We start from the raw sequence: 18,882 nt of genomic DNA, 5'->3' as shown, positions 1-18,882 counted from the left end.
CGCGCGCGCTACTTCAGACCCGTGTTGGCGATGCCCGTCGTCACCTGTCGCTGGAAGAAGAGGAACAGCACCACGATGGGCAGGATGCTGACGACGCTCATCGCGAGGATCAGGTTGAACGGCACCGTCTCCTCCGCGTTGAACCGGGCGAGCGCCACGGGCAGCGTGTACACCGACTCGCTCTGCGCGACGATCAGCGGCCACAGGAAGTCGTTCCACCGCCACATGACGGACAGGATCGCGACCACCGCGAGCGCGGGCCGGCAGATGGGGAGCACGATGGACGCGAAGATGCGGAACTCGCCCGCGCCGTCGATGCGGGCGGCCTCGATGAGCTCGTCCGGAATGGACAGCATGTACTGGCGCAGGATGAACACGCCGGTCGGGGTCGCGGCCGCCGGGATGATGAGGCCCCACAGCGAGTTCACGAGGCCAAGGGATGCGACGACCTGGTAGACGGGGATGAGGATGACCTGCAGCGGGATCATGATCGTCGCGAGGGTCACGATGAACAGGAACGTCTTGCCTCGGAAGTTGTACTTCGCGAGGCCGTACGCGGCCATGGAGTTCACGGCGAGCGTCAGCACCGTCGCGGCGATCGTGACGACGACGCTGTTCAGCAGGTAGCTGCCGAAGCTGAAGCGGGTGAGCGCCTCCGTGTAGTTCGTGAACGCCCACGACGACGGGAACGGGGTGCTCGCGCCCGCGGCCAGCTCCGGCTGCGTCTTGAACGACCCGAGCAGCAGCCAGACGATAGGGATGAGGGCGAGGAGCGCGAACGTGATGAGGATCACGACGCGCAGCGCGTCCGTCGACGTGACGCGCTTCGAGCTCGTCGTGGTCCACGTCGGCTTGCCCGGCTTCTGGGTGCCGACCGAGTTCAGGAGGGCCGTGTCCGTGGTCATACCGCGTCTCGCTTTCGGCCGATGAAGTAGTTGACGAGCGTGATCGAGAACACGACGAGGAACAGCAGCACGCTGCCTGCGGCGGCGAGCCCGTACCGGATGGGCGACACGAAGGCGTTCTCGTAGATGTACTGCACGATGAGGGTGGTCGCCCCGATCGGGCCGCCGCCCGTGAGTGTGAAGATGTAGTCGAAGGCCTGGAAGCCGTGGATGGTGGCGAGCACCACCACGACGAGGACGCTGGGCTGCAGCAGGGGCAGGGTGATGCCCCAGAACTGCTGCCACCGCGACGCCCCGTCGATGGAGGCCGCCTCGTTCAGGGTGGGGTCGATGCTCTGCAGCCCGGCCATGAGGATGAGCATGTAGAAGCCGGCCTGCAGCCAGACGCCGACACCGATGATGGCGACCATCGCCCACGGCCCCTCGACGAGCCACGGCACGGCTGGGATGCCGAGCATCCCGAGCCCCGTGTTCACGAGCCCGCCTTCGCGTTCGAGCATCCAGTTCCAGACGAGGCCCGCCACGACCGGGGACACGAGCACCGGGATGAAGAACACGGCCCGGAAGAACGCGCGCCCGCGGAGCTGCTGTTCGACGAGCACGGCGAGCAGGATGCCCAGGACCACGGAGAGGGCGACGTACGCGACCGCGTAGACCGCCGTCTGCGCCACCACGCCCCAGAATTCCGGGTCGGTGAGGATGCGCGTGTAGTTGCCGAGCCCCTCCCGCCGGAACGTGCGTCCGTTGGACGACGAGTACAGGGAGTTGTTGAACCCGTTGATCGCCGGCCAGATCGTGAAGACGCCGAAGATCGCCATGTTGGGGAGGAGGAAGAGGTACGGCGCGAGGCGCAGCTGCCACGGCTTCTTCGACCCGGGCTTCCGCTTCCCGGGCCCATCCGGACCGGGTGGCTGGACGACGCGCTGTGCGTTGGTCGTGGTGCGGAGGTCGGCGGTCACGGCTGCAGCTCCTCGACGAGCTGCTCGGACTTCGCCTTCAAGTCGGAGACCGCCGTGGTCGTGTCCTTCTCCCCTGCGACGACAAGCGCGAGCTCGTCGACCAGCTCGAGCGAGGCACCCGTGTACGACGGCTGGCTGTTCGCCTCGTACCCGAGGTCCGGGGTGCGGGCGAGGTCGGCGAAGAACACGTCCATGTCCTCCTGGCGCACCGGGTACTGCACGCCGCGCTCGGTGAGGTCGACGCGCGTGGGCAGGAAGCCTCCGGCGACGATGAACTTCTGCTGCGCCTTCGTCGTGTTCATGTACTGCACGAAGAACGCGCCGAGCGCGGGGTTCGGGCCCTCCGCGAGCGCGCCCATGTACTTCCCGCCGGGGAAGCCGCCGCACTCGTCGGCGCACGGGTTCGGCGCCGCGGCCCACGTGAAGTCGGCGTTGTCGGCGAACTGCCCCACCTGCCAGTTCCCGGACAGGTACACGGGCGTCTGCTGCGCCAGGAAGATGTCGTTCGCGCCCTCGTAGCGGCTGCCGGAGCCGAGCCAGAAGTCGCGCGGCATGCGCCCATCCGCCATCATGTCGACGAGCGGTTGGAGCGCCTCCACCGCCTTCGCCTCATCGAGGACAGCGCCGTCGTCGCCGACGAGCGCGGTGCCGTACTGGCTGAGGACCGTGCTGACGCGGTGCCCGGACTTGTCGATCGCGAAGGCGTACTCCGTGTCGGTCGCCTCCTGCACCTTCGTGGCCGCGTCGATCATCTCGTCCCACGTCCAGGGGTCCTCGGAGTCGGGCAGCGGCACACCGGCCTCGTTGAAGAGGTCGACGTTGATGAACGGCCCGTTGAGCGTCAGATCCGACGGCACGGCGAGCATCTCCCCGTACTCCCCGAGCACGCCCTTCACGGGGCCGTCGACGAACTCCTCGGCGTAGTCCTCGCCCAGGTAGGTGCGCAGGTCGAGCAGGTCGGCCCGGAAGTCGGTGAGGCCCGTGAGCCGCACGACGTCCGGTGCGTTGCCGCCCGAGAGCCTGGCCTGGACACTCGTGACGAGGTCGGAGTACGGCAGCACCTCGAGGTTCACGGTCACGTCGTACTCCTCCTCGAAGGAGGCGATGAGCTCACGCGTCGCGGCCTCGTCCGGGCCGTCGGTGAAGTAGACGTAGCTCAGGCTCTGGCCGGCGAAGTCGGCCGGATTGACCTTCTGCACCTCCAGGGTGCCCGCCTCGCCAGGCCCATCCTCGACGATCGGGCCGGGGGCGCATCCTGCGAGTCCCGTCATCGCCGCCAGCGCGAGCAGGGCGGTCATCGTGCGGGCGCGCGTTCGCATCGTCATCGATCCTCCAGACGTGGCTCCCCGCGTCGTGGGGGTGCACGCAAGGGGCGCGTACGGCGGTGAGCCTCCCCAGGATAAGGACTCTTCGCCGTGAGCGCGTGCTGGGCTCGGTTGTCGGTGGTCGCGCCTAGCCTTGACGCATGCCTCCCAAGACCAAGCAGCAGCCAGCGTTCAAGTGCACCGAATGCGGTGCCGCGTCGCTGAAGTGGTTCGGGCAGTGCCCGGAATGCCAGGCCTGGGGCACGCTCGTCGACCGCTTCGAATCGCAGACGGCCGGGCGCATCCAGGCCGCCACGATCAGCGAGTCACGTGCCGCACGCCCCATCACCGAGGCCCCCGTCGACAACGTCGCGCACCGCCCGACAGGAATCGGCGAGTTCGACCGAGTCCTGGGCGGTGGCCTCGTCCCCGGCGCCGCCATCCTGCTGAGCGGCGAGCCCGGCGTCGGCAAGTCGACGATCCTCCTCGAGCTCGCCTCCCGGGTCGCTGCGAAGGGCACCACCGTGCTGTACGCGTCCGCCGAGGAGTCGGTGAACCAGGTGCGGATGCGCGCCCAGCGCACCAACGCCCTGCACGACACCCTGTACCTCGCGAGCGAGACCGACCTGTCGACCGTGCTCGGACAGATCGAGCGCCTCGACCCCGGCCTCATCATCGTCGACTCCGTGCAGACCGTCGCGAGCGACACCGTCGACTCGCTCGCGGGGCAGCCGAGCCAGGTGCGCGAAGTCGCGTCCGCCCTCATCCGCGTCGCCAAGACCAGGGGCGTGCCCGTCATCATCGTCGGCCACGTCACGAAAGACGGCACCATCGCCGGCCCGCGCCTCCTCGAGCACCTCGTCGACGTCGTCGCCCACATCGAAGGCGACCGCCACACGGCGCTGCGGTTCGTGCGCACCATCAAGAACCGCTTCGGCCCGACCGACGAGGTCGGCTGCTTCGAGATGACCGGCGAGGGCATGACCGAGGTGCCAGACCCGTCCGGCCTGTTCCTCAGCGAGCGCCCGGAGCCGGTCAGCGGCACGTGCGTCACCGTCGCGCTCGAGGGCCGGCGCGCGCTCCCGGTCGAGATCCAGGCGCTCGTGCAGAAGACCAACGCCCCCAACCCACGCCGGGTCACGAATGGCGTCGACACGAGCCGCGTCGCGATGCTGCTCGCCGTGCTCGAGCGGCGCACCAAGCACAAGCTCTCCGAGTACGACGTCTACGTCTCCACCGTCGGCGGGGTGAAGCTCCAGGAACCGGCGGCCGACCTCGCCATCGCGATCGCCATCGCCTCCTCCATCCGCAACCGTCCGGTCCGCGACGGCACCGTCGTCTTCGGCGAGGTCAGCCTCGCCGGCGAGATCCGCCGCGTCGCATCAGCGAACCTGCGCGCGGCTGAGGCCAAGCGCATGGGCCTCGCACACGTCGTCGACCCTTCGATCGGGAGCATCGACCGCGCCCTCACCGCGGCGCTCGGCAACTGACCGAGGCCGACCCGCGGCGCCCACTCGCGATCCTGCGCGGCTGCGAGCGCGCGTGGGAACGGCTGGGCTCTCTTGGAGCAGGCACGCGAAAGGCCCGGAGCAGTTGCTCCGGGCCTTTCGCGAGTCAGCCGGAGGCCGACTCAGTGCTGTGTCCGAGGACTACGCGTCGCTGCCTGCGCGGCGACGAAGCAGCATCGCGGCCCCACCGGCGACGAGGAGCGCAAGCGCCCCGGCGATCGCGGCGAACATCGCGGTCTCGTCTGAGCCGGTCGTGGCGAGATCGCCACCGTCTGCCGTAGGCGTCGTCGCGGTCGGAACCGGCGCTGCCGTTGCAGTCGCGGTCGGCTCAGCCGTGGCGGTGGGCTCTGCCGTGGCCGTGGGCTCCGGCGTCGCGGTCGGCTCGACCAGCGGGGGGACGATGACCGGCAGGGACACGCTGGCACCCGACTGGCTGGCGAGGAACGCGAGGCGCGACTCCGAGGTCTCCGCGATGCCGTTCTCCGGAACCGTGAAGGTGAACTCGACCTGGTTCGGCGTCGCGAGGTCCACCGTCTGCGCGCCGAGCTCCATCTGGCCGATCCAGCCGACGATCGACAGGTTCTGCGTGAACCCCAGCGAGGTCAGGTTGAACTTGCCGACGGAGAGCGAGTAGGTCTCGCCGGCGACGAACGTGTTGTTCTCGGGCAGGCCGACGATCTCGAAGCCGTTGCGCTTCGTGTCCGGCGTGACGCCCTCGGGGGAACCCGAGGTCTCGCCGCGGATCCAGGTCACGAACGCGTCGAGGTCGATGAGGCCCGTGTCCTGCACGCCGACGTTGTTCGCCAGCGAGTGGAAGTTGTCACCGCCTGCCGCGAGGAACGTTGGCATGACGAGGTTGTAGGTCTCGTCCGGCTGGACGGGCTCGTCGTTGATGGAGAGGCCCACGATGCGGTCCATGCGGGGACGCGAGCTGTCGAAGATGTACGTGAAGTTCTCGCTCAAGCCGAGCTGCAGGTAGGGGCGCGAGGGCACTTCGCCGCTCGCGGTCAGCTGCCACTGCTCCTCGAGCACGTTCTTCACGTCGACGCCCTTGAGGGAGACGACCGAGAGGTTGTTCGCGAACGGGATGACCGTCGCGGCCTCCTTGTAGGTGATCTGGCCGTCGTTGTCGAGCAGGTCAGCGCGCAGGCCACCCGGGTTCATGATGGCCGCGTCGACGTCGCGTCCAGTGGCTGCCACCGTCTCGAGCATCGACTGCGAGATGATGCCGCCGAGCGACGACTCCTCGGCGCGGTTGTCAGCGGTCGTGACGACGCCGCCAGAGGTGGTGCCATCTTCAGCGACCGTCAGCGAGCCGGGCTCGTAGTCCTTGCCGCGCGACAGGTCGCCGGTCTGCGTGCCGATGACCTCGGCACCGAGCACGTCAGCCTCGGCGACTGCGGCGTCGCGGATCGTGCGGATCTCCGCGAGGCGCGGGTCGGAGGCGATGCTCGCGGGCGCCGGGTTGGTGGCGCCCTCTTCCTCTGCATCGAACGTGTCGAAGCTCGGGACGACCGAGCTGTCAGACTTCGTCACGTTGCCGGACGCGTCGACCGTGAGCACGACCTGCGCGATGTTCTCCGCGTACTGGCCGGCCTGGATGACGGGACGGGTGGATGCGCCGTTCGGCGCGTCGTAGGCGTACTCGCGGTGCGTGTGCGCGTTGAAGATCGCGTCGACCTCAGGAGCCGTGTCCTCGACGATGTGACGGAAGGTGTCCGACTGCTCGTTGTCAGCGATCGGCGCGTCGTCGAGCGGAGCACCCTCGTGGTACGAGGCGACGATGATGTCGGCGGCGTTGCTCGCGGTCAGCTCGGCAGCGACCTCGTTGACCGCTTCGACGGGGTCGCCGAAGGTCACGCCGGCGATTCCAGCTGGCGAGACGAGGGCCGAGGTCTCCTCGGTGACGGCGCCGATGACGGCGACCTTGAGGCCGTTGACCTCGAAGATGGCGTGCGTATCGAACGGGTGCGAGCCGTCGGCGAGCGTGACGTTCGCCGCCAGGTCGGGGCCGTTGGTCGCCGAGGCGAGGCGACCAGTCGCGTCGTCGATGCCCTTGTCGAACTCGTGGTTGCCCTGCGTCCAGGCATCCACACCCATCGTGTTGAGCACGTCGATGGTGGGCTGGTCCTGCTGGATGGAGGACTCGAAGAGGCTCGCGCCGACGGCGTCGCCGTTCGAGATGACGAGGCTGTTCTCCTCGCCGAAGCCCTGCTGCGCCTGCAGCACGGTGGCGGCGAAGAGGTCGGCGTCGAGGAAGCGGCCGTGGAAGTCGTTGAAGCCGACGAGGTTGATCTGCTTCGCGCCCGCGGTGGGCTCGATGAAGCTTGGGGAGAGCACGGCGGCCCCCGCTGGGGCCGCGAATGCGGAAACAAGAGCTGCCGTGCCGAGAACGGCGGCGGCAGCTGTTGCACGCTTGCGAGTGGGCGTCGTCATGAGTCTCCTGGCGATCGACGGAGGGACAGAATCGTGCGGAACGAGCTGATGATCTCAGCTCACACTGTCTTCAAGGTTAACGTTCAGGGGATTATCGCGAAACCCCGTCGCCAAGTCTCGGGTCAGTCCAGGACGAAGGTCGCGGGCTGCGAGGCGATGCCGTTGACGCTCACGACGAGCTGGTAGTAGGCGCCCCCGGCGACCGCATCCGCCCGATCGGTGCCGCACGTATCGAGCGACGAGCGCTCGCGCACCCAGCTGATGGGAGGTGCCGTGATCGACTGGCCCGCGCCGATCGTGACGATCTCGTCAGCCGGGTCGGTCTGGCAGTGCGACGAGACCCAGATGACGTCGGCGCCGCTCGAGATGGTGTACACCTGCACGGCGGTGCCGACGTTCATGACGCACGGCTCCGCGCCGGTGTTGGCGATCGAGAGCGAGAGCTGCGGCTGGACGTCCGGCGCGTAGCTGGTGGCGTCGAGCACCGCAGACACGACCAGCTCCGGCGCCGCGCACTCGGCCGGCCCCGTCGGTGTGGGCGTGGGGGTCGGTGTGGCGGCGGGTGACTCACCCGTCTCGGCCGACGCCGATTCGCTCGCGGCAGCGGACGGGGAAACGGATGCGGATGCGCCGCCCTGCTCGTCTCCTCCGGCCCCGACGAGACTCGAGACGCCCCAGATCAGCAGGCCGATCACCAGCACGCAGAGGATGAGGAGCGCCAGCCGCCGACGGCGGTAGACGGCCTTGCTTGGTCTGCGGGTCGAACTCACTCGCCAAGGGTACGGACCCGGTCCTGCGACGCCCGTGAGGCGCACCGGCCGCCGTGACGAAGCGGCCGACTGCGGAGGTCGGTGACGCGCTCAGAGCACCTTCAGCATGCGCGTATTGCCCAGCGTGTTCGGCTTGACGTGAGCGAGGTCGAGGAACTCGGCGACACCCTCATCAGGGGACCGGCGCATCATCTCGTACGTCTCCGCGTCGACGATCTGCTCACCCACCACCACGAAGCCGTGCCGTTCGAAGAAGCTCGTCTCGAAGGTCAGGCAGAAGAGGCGCTCGAGGCCGAGGTGGCGCGCGTCCGCCATCAGGCGATCCAGGATCACGTGCCCGACGCCGGTGCCGCGCACGGAGTCAGCGGTCGCGATGGTGCGCACCTCACCCAGGTCGCGCCACAGCACGTGCAGAGCCCCGCACCCCACCAAGCGGCCCCGCTCATCCACAGCGACCCGGAACTCCTGCACCGCCTCGTACAGCGTGACGAGCTCCTTCCGCAGCAGCACGTTGCGGTCGACAAGCGGCTGGATCAGCTCGCTGATACCCACGATGTCGTGCGTGGTGGCCCGCCTGATGGTGATCTCCTGCATCCGTCAAGCCTACGCGCGAGCACCTGGCCGGGAAGCCGAGCGCGACAGCACGGGTAACATCCAGGGCATGCGCCTTGGAGTTCTCGACGTCGGATCCAACACCGTCCACCTCATCGTGGTCGACGCCCACCCCGGCGCGAAGCCCGTGCCGGAGACGTCCCAGAAGAGCATCCTGCGCCTCATGCGGTACCTGCAACCAGACCGCTCGATCTCCGACGAAGGCGTCGCCAAGATCATGGACGCCATGCACCGGGCCGCCGACGCCGTCAAGAAGAGCAAGCTCGACCACTTCATGCCGCTCGCGACCAGCGCCATCCGCGAAGCCAAGAACGGCCCCGAACTGCTGAAGCGCATCCACAAGGAGACCGGCATCGACCTGCAGGTCATGACCGGTGAAGAGGAGGCCAGGACGACGTTCCTCGCCGTCCGCCGCTGGTTCGGCTGGGCAGCCGGTCGGATCATGCTCGTCGACATCGGCGGCGGCTCCCTCGAACTGGCCGTCGGCGACGACGAGCTCTCCGAACACGCCATCTCCGTGCCGCTCGGCGCGGGACGCAGCACCGTCAACTTCCTCCACAACGACCCGCCCACCGAAGACCAGGTGGATGAGCTGCGCAAGTACGCGCGCAAGCTCATCAAAGAAGCAGCGGAGACGTTCGAAGGCGCCCGCCCAGACCAGTTCGTCGGCTCGTCGAAGACCATCCGCTCCCTCGCCCGCCTCGCCGGCTCGTCCATCGACGGCATCGGAGCCGGGCAGCGCACGACCCTGCAGAAGTGGCAGCTCGACGACTGGGTGCCGCGGCTCGCGAAACTGCACTCGGAGGCGAGGCCCGCACTGCCCGGAATCACGACCGACCGCGCGCTGCAGATCGTCGCAGGCGGCGTCGTCCTGTCCGAGGTCATGCACGTCTTCGACATCAGCCAGCTCGACGTGTCCCCATGGGCCATGCGCGAAGGCGTGCTGCTCGACTACCTCGACCGCCTGCCGCGGTAGGTCAGCGCGTCGCGCATCCTCCCCATTCGGGATGCAGAACTCACTTCGCTGCAGGAAGGTTCCCCAAACGAAGCGACTCTTCCATCCCGAGACTTCGGCATGGGGTGCTGACGCGGGCTCAGCCGTCAGCGCCGCTGACGCGGGCTCAGCCGTCAGCACCGCTGACGCGGGCCCTGCTACTAGCGCCGCTGACGCGGCACGTGCTTCGGGATCTGCCAGCCCATGAGCGCCGCTCCGACGAACCCGAGCACGCCGAGCATCCCAGACGTGAACGAGATGGATACCAGGGCCGTCGCCGCCGCGACGATGACCGGCACCGACGCAGCCGACGAGTCGGTGATGAGCCGCCACGCGCCGAGGAACGGGGCTGGGTCCTGCCTCGGCGCGAGATCGGCGCCAAGCGTCATGAGGATGCCAGAGCCGATGCCGTTCGCGAAGCCCAACCAGACCGCGAGCGCCGTGAACCACAGCTGAGAGGTGTCACCGGCGAGGTCATGCGTGAACGCGAGGGTGAGGAAGCCAGCGCCCAGGCCGAGCAGCGCCGGAACCGCGCCCCACACCCGCCCAAAGCGATCCATCACCCAGCCGGACACGAAGAACAGCGCGAAGTCGACGCCCGCGCTCACGCCGATGACCAGCACCGCGGCCGCGGTATCCATGCCGATCGAGAGCGCCCAGAGCGGCAGCATCACATTCCGAGCAGCACGGAGCGCTGCCATGATGCCCGCCCCCGTCCCGAGCCGCACGAGCACTCCCGCGTTCGCCCGGATGGTGGCGAAGACACCGAGGCGCTTCGGCGGCAGCGATCCGACGACTCCTGCGCCAGCGTCCGGCACCACCTTCGCGGAGTGCGAGGGCCGTGCGACCGTCTCGGGGTCGGGCGCGAAGAGCAGGATGAGGGCGGCGATGGCCCCGCAGACGATGAACACCCAGAACCCGTACTGGGGCGCATCGAACAGCACGAGGATGCCGGCGATGATGAACGGGCCAACGAAGAACCCTGCCCGGAAGACCCCGCCGAGCGTCGACAGCACGCGCGCCCGGTAGCGCAGCGGCACGTAGGTCGTGAGGAACGCGTGACGTGCGAGGTTGAAGTTGGCGGCCGAGATGCCGATGATCACGACCCCGACAAGCAGCATCCAGGGCGCTACGGCAAACGCGCACAGCAGGATGCCGATGAGGCTCACTCCGAGCGCGGCGAGCATCGCGCGCTTCTCCCCCAGCCGCTGAACGACGGCACCGGCAGGCAGGTCGCCGATCATCTGACCGATCATGAGCGACCCCGCGATGAAGCCGGCGAACTCGATCCCCGTGCCGAGCGAGACGGCGACGGTCGGGATGATGGGGATGATCGCGCCCTCGCCGATCGCGAAGACGAACGACGGCAGGAGCGCCAGCAGGGTCACCTGCGTGAGCGTCGCCTCCTTCTTCGGCTTGCCGTTCGGCGAGGAAGAGGGGGATGCAGGCACGCCCTCCAGCGTAAGCCCGCGATGCCACCGGCCGCGGCGCACTGCCCCTCAGGAACTTCGGGTGCCGCAACTCACAACACCGTGCCATTGACGATAGTGTGCGTCACACACTATGGTGTGATTCATGAGCGATGACGAGACCCACGACATCCACCTGCAGGAGCTCCGCAGGGGCACCGTCGTGCTCGCCTGCCTCCGCCTCCTCGCCGAGCCCGGCTACGGCTACGGCCTCCTCGAAGCGCTGCAATCCCGTGGCTTCGACACCGACGCGAACACCCTCTACCCGCTTCTTCGCAGACTCGAGAAGCAGGGACACCTCACGAGCGAGTGGAACACCGACGAGGCCCGCCCTCGCAAGTTCTACCGCGCGAGCCCGGCAGGTACAGCGCTCGCGACCGCGATGACCGCAGAATTCCGCTCCCTCGCCGAGGCGATCGAGCATCTCCCAGAAGGGGCCTGACATGACCGCCATCAACGACACCCTGACCGAGCGCTACGTCAGCGCCTCGATGCGCACCGTCCCCGACGACCAGCGCGCCGACCTCGAAGCCGAGTTGCGAGCGTCCATCCAGGACCTCGTGGATGGACGCATCGAAGCCGGTGAAACCGCCAGCGCCGCCGAGATCGCCGTCCTCACGGAACTCGGTGACCCGGAGCTGCTGGCAGCGAGCTACACCGACCGAAAGCTGTATCTGATCGGACCGCGCTACTACCTCATGTGGTGGCGCCTGCTGAAGGTCCTGCTGTGGATCATCCCCGCGTGCGCGGCGCTGGGGGTCGCGATCGCGCAGACGCTGCTCGGCAGCAGCATCGGGGAGATCATCGCGGAGGTCGTGGTGATCATCCTCAGCGTGATCATGCACGTCACCTTCTGGACGACGCTCGTGTTCTTCATCCTCGATCGCACGGACACCCCCACGGGCGACGGCAAGTGGAGCGTCGATGATCTGCCGGAGATCCGCCAGACGGGGGCCGGAGCGTCCGAACTCGTGGCGTCGCTGGTGTTCCTCGTGCTCGGGACTGGTGCGATCGCGTGGGACCACTTCGTCGGATTCGTGCCGACGCAGCCAGGGCTGTCGTTCTTCGGTCAGGACCTCTGGCCGTGGTGGGCGCTGGGGTTGCTCGTGTTGTTCGTCTTCGAAGCCGTCTACAGCGTGGCCCTGTACCGGACGGGACGCGTCACGTTGCCTCTCGCCTGGGCGAACGCGGTGCTCGCTGTCCTGTTCATGTCGCTGCTGCTCACGGCGCTCGGTCGCGGCCTGCTCTTGAACCCGGACTTCTTCGCCACGGTCATCCCGAGCGCAGACAGCGCGGCGACCGTGACGACGATCGTCTCGGTCCTCGTCGCCTTCGGGGTCGTCACCATCAGCGTCTGGGACATCTGGGACGGCTTCCGGAAGGCCACACGCTAGCCAGCGGTCACGCGCCACGATGGGGGCACCGCGAGTCGCCACGGAAGGTCGCTCCGAGCCGCGGACAACACCCCTTTCAAGCAGCTCGCCGAGCAGGCAGGCACAGAGGAACGCAGGCACGACGAAGCCCCCGCATCCAGTGGATGCGGGGGCTTCGGCTCGCGTACGGGTGCGGCTTACGCGGTCGGCGCGTCGCCCTCGCCTGCGTCCGCGATGATGCCCTCAGCCTGGGAGGTGACTCCGCCGGCTGCGACCGTCTCGGGGACGAGGCGCTTCGAGACGTTGAACACGAACTCGCCGTCCGGGTAGTCGACCTCGACGTGGTCGCCGGCCTTGAGCTCGCCGCGGAGGATCTTCTCGGAGAGGAGGTCTTCCACTTCGTGCTGCACGGCACGGCGCAGCGGGCGGGCGCCGAGCGTCGGGTCGAAGCCGACCTTGATGAGCTTGCGCTTGGCGAGCTCGGTGATCTCGACGGTCATGTCGCGGTCGAGCATGCGCTCGCTGAGGCGACCGATGAAGAGGTCCACGATCTGCAGCAGCTCGTTGGTGGAGAGCTGCGGGAAGACGATCGTGTCGTCGACGCGGTTCAGGAACTCCGGCTTGAAGTGCTTCTTGAGCTCTTCGTTGACCTTCGACTTCATGTTCTCGTACGACACCGACGCGTCGCCTTCGAGCTGGAAGCCGACGGGACCGCCGGAGATGCCCTTCGTGCCGAGGTTGGTCGTCATGATGATGACCGTGTTCTTGAAGTCCACGACGCGACCCTGGCCGTCGGTGAGACGTCCCTCTTCAAGCACCTGGAGGAGCGAGTTGAAGATGTCCGGGTGAGCCTTCTCGATCTCGTCGAACAGGACCACGGAGAACGGCTTGCGGCGCACCTTCTCGGTGAGCTGGCCACCCTCTTCGAAGCCGACGAACCCTGGAGGGGCACCGAAGAGCCGGGAGACGGTGTGCTTCTCGCCGAACTCCGACATGTCGAGCGAGATGAGCGCCGACTCGTCGTCGAAGAGGAACTCCGCGAGCGCCTTGGCGAGCTCTGTCTTTCCGACACCCGTGGGGCCGGCGAAGATGAACGAGCCGGATGGGCGGTTCGGGTCCTTGAGTCCGGCGCGCGTGCGGCGGATGGTCTTGGACAGAGCGGCGATGGCTTCGTTCTGGCCGATGACCCGCTGGTGCAGGGCATCTTCCATGAAGACGAGGCGCGCGGTCTCTTCCTCGGTGAGCTTGAAGACGGGGATGCCGGTGGCCTGCGAGAGGACCTCGGCGATCAGGCCCTCGTCGACGGTGCCGGTCGACTTGACGTCGCCCGACTTCCACTGCTTCTCGAGGCGGAGGCGCTCGCCGAGCAGGTTCTTCTCGTCGTCGCGCAGTGACGCGGCGCCTTCGAAGTCCTGCAGCTCGATCGCCTGCTCCTTGTCGGCGCGGACGATCGCGATCTTCTCGTCGAGCTCGCGCAGCTCAGGCGGCGACGACAGCACCGAGAGGCGCAGGCGTGCGCCGGCCTCGTCGAGCAGGTCGATCGCCTTGTCCGGCAGGAACCGGTCGGAGACGTAGCGGTCGGCGAGGGTGGCGGCTGCGACGATGGCGTCGTCGGTGATGGACACCTTGTGGAACGCCTCGTACTTGTCGCGGAGGCCCTTGAGGATGTTGATCGTGTGCGCGATCGACGGCTCTTCCACCTGGATGGGCTGGAAGCGTCGCTCGAGCGCCGCATCCTTCTCGAAGTGCTTCTTGTACTCGTCGATCGTGGTCGCACCGATGGTCTGGAGCTCACCTCGTGCGAGGAGCGGCTTCAGGATGCTCGCGGCGTCGATCGCGCCCTCGGCGGCGCCCGCACCCACGAGGGTGTGGATCTCGTCGATGAAGACGATGATGTCGCCGCGCGTGCGGATCTCCTTGGTGACCTTCTTGAGGCGCTCTTCGAAGTCACCGCGGTAGCGGGAGCCGGCGATGAGCGAGCCGAGGTCGAGCGAGTAGAGCTGCTTGTCCTTGAGCGTCTCGGGCACCTGGCCGGTGACGATCGCCTGGGCGAGGCCTTCGACGACGGCGGTCTTGCCGACGCCGGGCTCGCCGATGAGGACCGGGTTGTTCTTCGAGCGGCGCGACAGGATCTGCATGACGCGCTCGATCTGCTTCTCGCGCCCGATGACGGGGTCGAGCTTGCCTTCGCGAGCGGCCTGCGTGAGGTTGCGGCCGAACTGGTCGAGCACGGCGGAGCCCTGGGCTGCCTGCTGCGGCTGGTCTGCGCCGGCAACAACCTGCTCTTTGCCCTGGAAGCCGCTCAGTAGCTGGATGACCTGCTGGCGCACGCGGTTGAGGTCGGCGCCGAGCTTCACGAGCACCTGGGCTGCGACACCCTCGCCCTCGCGGATCAGGCCGAGCAGGATGTGCTCGGTGCCGATGTAGTTGTGGCCGAGCTGCAGGGCTTCGCGGAGCGAGAGCTCGAGCACCTTCTTGGCGCGCGGCGTGAACGGGATGTGCCCCGTCGGACGCTGCTGCCCCTGGCCGATGATCTCCTGGACCTGCTCGCGAACGGCAGGCAGTGAGATGTCGAGGGATTCGAGCGCCTTGGCGGCGACCCCTTCACCCTCGTGGATGAGGCCGAGGAGGATGTGCTCGGTCCCGATGTAGTTGTGGTTGAGCATCTTCGCCTCTTCTTGGGCGAGGACGATCACGCGCCGGGCGCGGTCGGTAAATCTCTCGAACATCCGTTTCTCCTTCGACTCCCTGACCTCGACACCTGGCTACAGGGTCGGGGGCCGTGTACACCGAGAGTAACGGCGACCACCCCCGAAACCCTCCCCTGTTCGCCCTGGGCGTGCGGATGCATACCCACGGCACACGGAAGCGCCGCCGCGGGTCCGGTCGGACCGTGCGGCGGCGCCTTCGTCGTTCAGCTGTTCCGCGTCAGAGGCACTTGTCGAACGCGAGGTCGCTCAGCCCGATGAGCTGGTTGTGGTTCGAGCCCTGGACCTTGAGGTCCTGGAAGTACCTGAACGTCACCTCGGTGATCGGCCCCGTGTAGTTGAGCTGCACGTTGCCGTTGAGCGAGGTGCTCGGGATCTCGCCGACGTTGATCTTGCGCCAGGGGTTGTTCAGCGTGCCGTTGCCCTGGAGCGCGGAGGCGATGGTGAACGACGTCGGAGGCGTGGTGGCGATGACGGCGTCGCGGTGGTTGCCGTCGGCCCAGTCGAGGTCGAAGAGCGTGAAGGAGAGCTTGTTGACGGGTTCGCTGAAGACGATCTTCACGTCGAGGCCACTGCCGTAGCTGGCGGTGTCGTTCTCGAACTTGATCCACTTCTGCGTGTTGGGGTTTCCACCCTGCGGGCCGTTCTGCACCGCCCCGTTGGTCGAGGAGCCGGTGAAGCCGCCGTAGCCGACGTAGCTCAGCGTGGCGGTGACGCCCGTTCCCGGGAACGCGATCTGGGTGGGCTTCGTACCCGTGGTGAGCGCGTTGAAGTTGGTCTTGTTCACGCACCGGGATGCCGCCTGCGCGGGCGCGGCGGTGGCGAGCGCGATGACGGGGGTGGTCCAGGCGGCGGCGCGCAGCACTGAGCGGCGGGTGGATGTGCCAGCAGCGTTGGATGCGGCGGGAACGGCTTGGGAGCTGGGGGTGTCAGACAAAGGGGAACCTCTTCGGCGCATCGGGGTAAGTGCATCCGCGCCGGAGTGGCGCGTCCTGCGCTGACAGGTCCCATTGGACGTGCCAGGCGGATCAATAGCACCCCGAGCACGGCCTCCTCGGGCGCTAAGTCACCCCGGACTTCACCCTAATTTGTAGATACAAATAAACGACTGACCATTGACCTTGTCAGCAACGAAGAAACCACCCCGGGGTTCACCCCGAGGTGGCTTGCGCGCGAAGATCGAGACGGGTTAGTCGTCACTTCGGTCGCGGAGGAGCCCAAGCGACTCTGCCCGACGGAGTGCCTCAGGCCGGGAATGCACGCCGAGCTTCTTGTAGGCCGAGCGCAATTGCGTCTTCACGGTGTTGGGCGAGACGAACAGCTCCTCCGCGATCCGGGCCGGCGACGCGTGCCGGGCCAACGCGTGAACGACGACTCGCTCACGCTCCGTGAACTGCGGCATCGCACTCACTTCCTGAATGGTGGTCGCGACGTCGAGTGCGTCGAACATCGCGACATCGTCCGCTCCACCCGACTCGCGGCTCAGCGTTGCGAGCGCCTCGCGATCGCTGTCCGGCAGCAGCAACAGCGGCGAGACCAGTCCGTACTCGCGCCCGAGGCTGGAAGCGAGGCCGACCATGCTGAGCGCGACCTCCCGATCCCCCGCACGAAGCGACGCGGCGGCGCCGAGCGCGTGCACCGACATGCGCATCCTCGGAGTCTTCACGAAGTCGAGCGACCGCGACACGAGCCGCATCGATTGGTCGGCGTCTCCATCGACGAGGGCGAGCAGCGCCCTCGCGGGGAGGGTGCGGAAGTCGTCCGCCGCGTACCCGTCGAGCAGCTTGCGCGCCCTCGCGGGGCGCCCCGCTGCAAGCCACAGCACCACCAGGAACGCCTTCACCCTGAAGATCCCGAGGCTCTCGGCGCTCCCCGGGGTGGCGAGTGGACCGTCGAGCATCTCCTCGACGCGTCTCGCTTCAGCGAGTGCTTCGCCCTGTGCAAGCCGCGCGAGCATGATGGGCTCCTGCAGGTGCGGCCAGAGGTCGGAGGTGACGGTGTGGCGCTCGATGTCTTCGAGAGTGGCCCGAGCCAGCGCCCACTCGCGGTCCTCGAGGTATCCGTACGCGCGCGCGATGTGCCCGAACGTGCCGAGATGCCCTCGCTCGCTGGTGGCAGCCCAGGCCCCGTCATCGATCTGCGCGAGCATCGCCCGCGCCGCGGGCATGTCACCGTCGATGGCCTTGTAGCCGGCCGCGTCCGAGAACGACAGGTTGCGTGAGCTCTGCGACTGCGGAACGACGAACGTGCTCGCGACAGCCGCGTGCGCCCCTTTGACATCTCCGACGAGGAAGAGGGAGAGTGCAGCACCCCGCGTGAAGACCGGAGAGAGCGTCGTCGACGAGCCTGCTGCCCCCTGCGCGGCAACGAGGTCGAGCACTTGCCGCGCGAGCTCCGCTGACTCCTGGTACCGGCCGAGCGTCCGCGACGCGAAGACCTTGAAGCAGAGGTACTCGGACCGCCGCTCCGGAGACAGGCCGTTCGGGATGCGCATCCCGGCGGCGATCTGCAGCAAAGGCTTCGCCCCGCTTCGCAGGACGGGGTTGGCGAGACGCGCGAGGCCGAGCACGAACGCGAGGATCGGGTATGCGGCGAGGACCTCCTGGGGGAGGTGCCGCAGGCGCGACTCGTAGCGGTCGGTCGTGTACGCCTCGACGACCGAGAGCAGGAGGCGCGCGCAGATGCGCGAGGCGAGCTCGTAGTCCCCCACCTCGAGGGCGAGGTCGAGCGCCCCTTCCGGGTCACCGTTCCCTCCCAGCCAAGCGGAGGCGATGGAGGCCGCCCGCTTGTATTCGGCCGGCGATTCGGTGCGCAGCTCCTCGTGGAGCGCCTCGCGCAGCGCGGTCACGTACTGGAACGCACGACTCGTGCGCGTGAACGCGATGTGCCTCCCGAACCCGTCGGCTTCGAGCACTCGGATGGCCGCGTCAGGGTCGGTGTGCGGGACGAGCATGCGCGCCAGTGACGTGTCGAAGTACGGGACGACGCTGGTGATGCGGGCGAAGTTCGCGAGCTCTTCGCTGGGTAGCTGCCCCGAGAGATTGGTCGAGTTGAGGGCATTCTCTCGCCAGTGGGCGGCGCGGGGACCCGACCGCGAGAGCTCGAGGACTGCCGCGCGAACGGCGATCGCGTAGCCCCCAGTCGCCTCGTACACGTCGCGGGCGGCCGCATAGCGGCTCTCGCCGACGACGAGCGTGAAGAACTCGTCGACCTCCGCCTCGGTGAATTCGAGGTCGACGTTGGTGATGACTTGGACACGGCCCTGCAGCTGCAGCCGCTGCTGGTCCAGTGTCGTTCGCCCGCGGGCCGCGACGATGGCGCGCATGCCCGGTACGTGCTCGGTGCCGCGCAGCAGGTCCTCGTCGATGACGCGTGCGAGGTCGCCGAGGCGCTCATAGCCGTCCAGGATGATCGTGAACGCCCCCTCGCCGCGCATCGCGGCGATGAGGTCTCGCTTCTCGAAGTCGTCGGAGTTGATGAGCGTGAGGAGGTCGTCAAGCTGGAGGCTGGTGACGAACCCCTCTCGGAGCGCGGCGCGTGCGATCTGCTCCCACACGCTGTTGCGGGTCGTCGTGGAGGCGCCGAAGGTGACCCAGAGCAGGCGACCCGTGTAGCGGCCCGCATCGACCCACATGCGCAGGAGCGTGGTCTTGCCGTACCCGCTCGGCGCGTGCAGGAGCGTGATGCGAGCCGTATCGTCATCGAGCGCGCGCAGGAGGCGCTCCCTGATCAGCAGCTCACGCCTCGTTGCGTGCATCCCGTTCACCCCAGCCCAAGCTTCATGAGTATTCACCTACCAAATGGATGGTCATGACTCTAGCCCGAGAAAGCGAGTTTGACGAGA

At 67.8% G+C, this 18,882-nt stretch carries 14 protein-coding genes; 4 read left to right on the top strand and 10 right to left on the bottom strand.

All coding sequences use genetic code 11. The features are described 5' to 3' along the window. Nucleotides 1–8: 8 nt before the first annotated feature. The 3 genes from C5B97_RS04915 to C5B97_RS04905 are packed head-to-tail and all read right to left on the bottom strand — an operon-like array spanning nt 9 to nt 3,189. Complete coding sequence (locus tag C5B97_RS04915) at nt 9–905, bottom strand: carbohydrate ABC transporter permease (RefSeq protein ID WP_104311029.1); 897 nt, start codon at nt 903–905, stop codon at nt 9–11. Further along, nucleotides 902–1,864, bottom strand: a complete 963-nt coding sequence (locus C5B97_RS04910) for a carbohydrate ABC transporter permease (protein WP_258067967.1) — start codon at nt 1,862–1,864, stop codon at nt 902–904. The genes C5B97_RS04915 and C5B97_RS04910 overlap by 4 nt, the downstream gene beginning before the upstream one ends. After that, nucleotides 1,861–3,189, bottom strand: a complete 1,329-nt coding sequence (locus tag C5B97_RS04905; RefSeq protein WP_104311028.1) for an ABC transporter substrate-binding protein — start codon at nt 3,187–3,189, stop codon at nt 1,861–1,863. Before C5B97_RS04905 ends, C5B97_RS04910 begins: the two co-directional genes overlap by 4 nt. 140 nt (nt 3,190–3,329) lie before the next feature. On the opposite strand from C5B97_RS04905, the gene radA reads away from it, so the two are divergent. Next, nucleotides 3,330–4,658: a DNA repair protein RadA gene (gene radA, locus C5B97_RS04900; RefSeq protein ID WP_104311027.1), complete on the top strand. Its 1,329-nt coding sequence runs from the start codon at nt 3,330–3,332 to the stop codon at nt 4,656–4,658. A gap of 159 nt (nt 4,659–4,817) precedes the next feature. On the opposite strand, the gene C5B97_RS04895 is transcribed toward radA, so the two are convergent. From C5B97_RS04895 to C5B97_RS04885, 3 genes are all read right to left on the bottom strand, one after another. Beyond that, nucleotides 4,818–7,112 carry a bifunctional UDP-sugar hydrolase/5'-nucleotidase gene (locus C5B97_RS04895; RefSeq protein WP_104311026.1) on the bottom strand — a complete coding sequence of 765 codons (2,295 nt, stop codon included), beginning with the start codon at nt 7,110–7,112 and terminating at the stop codon, nt 4,818–4,820. A gap of 122 nt (nt 7,113–7,234) precedes the next feature. Then, nucleotides 7,235–7,882: a hypothetical protein gene (locus tag C5B97_RS04890; RefSeq protein WP_104311025.1), complete on the bottom strand. Its 648-nt coding sequence runs from the start codon at nt 7,880–7,882 to the stop codon at nt 7,235–7,237. A gap of 90 nt (nt 7,883–7,972) precedes the next feature. Further along, nucleotides 7,973–8,476, bottom strand: a complete 504-nt coding sequence (locus C5B97_RS04885) for an amino-acid N-acetyltransferase (RefSeq protein ID WP_104311024.1) — start codon at nt 8,474–8,476, stop codon at nt 7,973–7,975. A gap of 67 nt (nt 8,477–8,543) precedes the next feature. Here C5B97_RS04885 and C5B97_RS04880 point away from each other — a divergent pair, with 67 nt between their 5' ends. Continuing rightward, nucleotides 8,544–9,470 (top strand): Ppx/GppA phosphatase family protein, encoded by a 927-nt coding sequence (locus tag C5B97_RS04880; protein WP_104311023.1) that lies wholly within the window; start codon nt 8,544–8,546, stop codon nt 9,468–9,470. A gap of 179 nt (nt 9,471–9,649) precedes the next feature. On the opposite strand, the gene C5B97_RS04875 is transcribed toward C5B97_RS04880, so the two are convergent. Beyond that, entirely contained in the window at nt 9,650–10,939 is a 1,290-nt protein-coding gene (locus C5B97_RS04875) for an MFS transporter (protein ID WP_104311022.1), read from the bottom strand. 124 nt (nt 10,940–11,063) lie between these two features. Between C5B97_RS04875 and C5B97_RS04870 the strand changes: the two genes are divergently transcribed. Beyond that, the gene (locus tag C5B97_RS04870; RefSeq protein ID WP_104311021.1) at nt 11,064–11,399 is read left to right on the top strand and encodes a PadR family transcriptional regulator; all 336 of its coding nucleotides are present in this window, start codon (nt 11,064–11,066) and stop codon (nt 11,397–11,399) included. Nucleotide 11,400: 1 nt separating this feature from the next. Beyond that, the gene (locus C5B97_RS04865; RefSeq protein WP_104311020.1) at nt 11,401–12,351 is read left to right on the top strand and encodes a permease prefix domain 1-containing protein; all 951 of its coding nucleotides are present in this window, start codon (nt 11,401–11,403) and stop codon (nt 12,349–12,351) included. Between the two features lie 176 nt (nt 12,352–12,527). Here C5B97_RS04865 and C5B97_RS04860 read toward each other — a convergent pair whose 3' ends face one another. The 3 genes from C5B97_RS04860 to C5B97_RS04850 all read right to left on the bottom strand — a co-directional run bounded on the left by C5B97_RS04860 (nt 12,528) and on the right by C5B97_RS04850 (nt 18,795). Further along, nucleotides 12,528–15,059 carry an ATP-dependent Clp protease ATP-binding subunit gene (locus tag C5B97_RS04860; protein ID WP_104311019.1) on the bottom strand — a complete coding sequence of 844 codons (2,532 nt, stop codon included), beginning with the start codon at nt 15,057–15,059 and terminating at the stop codon, nt 12,528–12,530. Nucleotides 15,060–15,258: 199 nt separating this feature from the next. Next, nucleotides 15,259–15,975 carry a hypothetical protein gene (locus C5B97_RS04855; RefSeq protein ID WP_146080725.1) on the bottom strand — a complete coding sequence of 239 codons (717 nt, stop codon included), beginning with the start codon at nt 15,973–15,975 and terminating at the stop codon, nt 15,259–15,261. Nucleotides 15,976–16,227: 252 nt separating this feature from the next. After that, the gene (locus C5B97_RS04850) at nt 16,228–18,795 is read right to left on the bottom strand and encodes a LuxR C-terminal-related transcriptional regulator (protein WP_146080724.1); all 2,568 of its coding nucleotides are present in this window, start codon (nt 18,793–18,795) and stop codon (nt 16,228–16,230) included. Nucleotides 18,796–18,882: the final 87 nt, after the last annotated feature.

Source organism: Pseudoclavibacter sp. RFBB5 (genome assembly GCF_002931555.1).
GTDB lineage: Bacteria > Actinomycetota > Actinomycetes > Actinomycetales > Microbacteriaceae > Pseudoclavibacter.
Note: the sequence above shows the minus strand (reverse complement) of the source record. Positions and strands in the feature narration are given on the sequence as shown.

Excerpts from the sequence above, each read along its gene's own strand:
- C5B97_RS04915 (WP_104311029.1), bottom strand. The coding sequence starts at position 905 with ATGACCACGGACACGGCCCTCCTGAACTCGGTCGGCACCCAGAAGCCG.
- C5B97_RS04905 (WP_104311028.1), bottom strand. The coding sequence starts at position 3,189 with ATGACGATGCGAACGCGCGCCCGCACGATGACCGCCCTGCTCGCGCTG.
- radA (WP_104311027.1), top strand. The coding sequence starts at position 3,330 with ATGCCTCCCAAGACCAAGCAGCAGCCAGCGTTCAAGTGCACCGAATGC.
- C5B97_RS04895 (WP_104311026.1), bottom strand. The coding sequence starts at position 7,112 with ATGACGACGCCCACTCGCAAGCGTGCAACAGCTGCCGCCGCCGTTCTC.
- C5B97_RS04885 (WP_104311024.1), bottom strand. The coding sequence starts at position 8,476 with ATGCAGGAGATCACCATCAGGCGGGCCACCACGCACGACATCGTGGGT.
- C5B97_RS04880 (WP_104311023.1), top strand. The coding sequence starts at position 8,544 with ATGCGCCTTGGAGTTCTCGACGTCGGATCCAACACCGTCCACCTCATC.
- C5B97_RS04870 (WP_104311021.1), top strand. The coding sequence starts at position 11,064 with ATGAGCGATGACGAGACCCACGACATCCACCTGCAGGAGCTCCGCAGG.
- C5B97_RS04865 (WP_104311020.1), top strand. The coding sequence starts at position 11,401 with ATGACCGCCATCAACGACACCCTGACCGAGCGCTACGTCAGCGCCTCG.
- C5B97_RS04860 (WP_104311019.1), bottom strand. The coding sequence starts at position 15,059 with ATGTTCGAGAGATTTACCGACCGCGCCCGGCGCGTGATCGTCCTCGCC.
- C5B97_RS04850 (WP_146080724.1), bottom strand. The coding sequence starts at position 18,795 with ATGCACGCAACGAGGCGTGAGCTGCTGATCAGGGAGCGCCTCCTGCGC.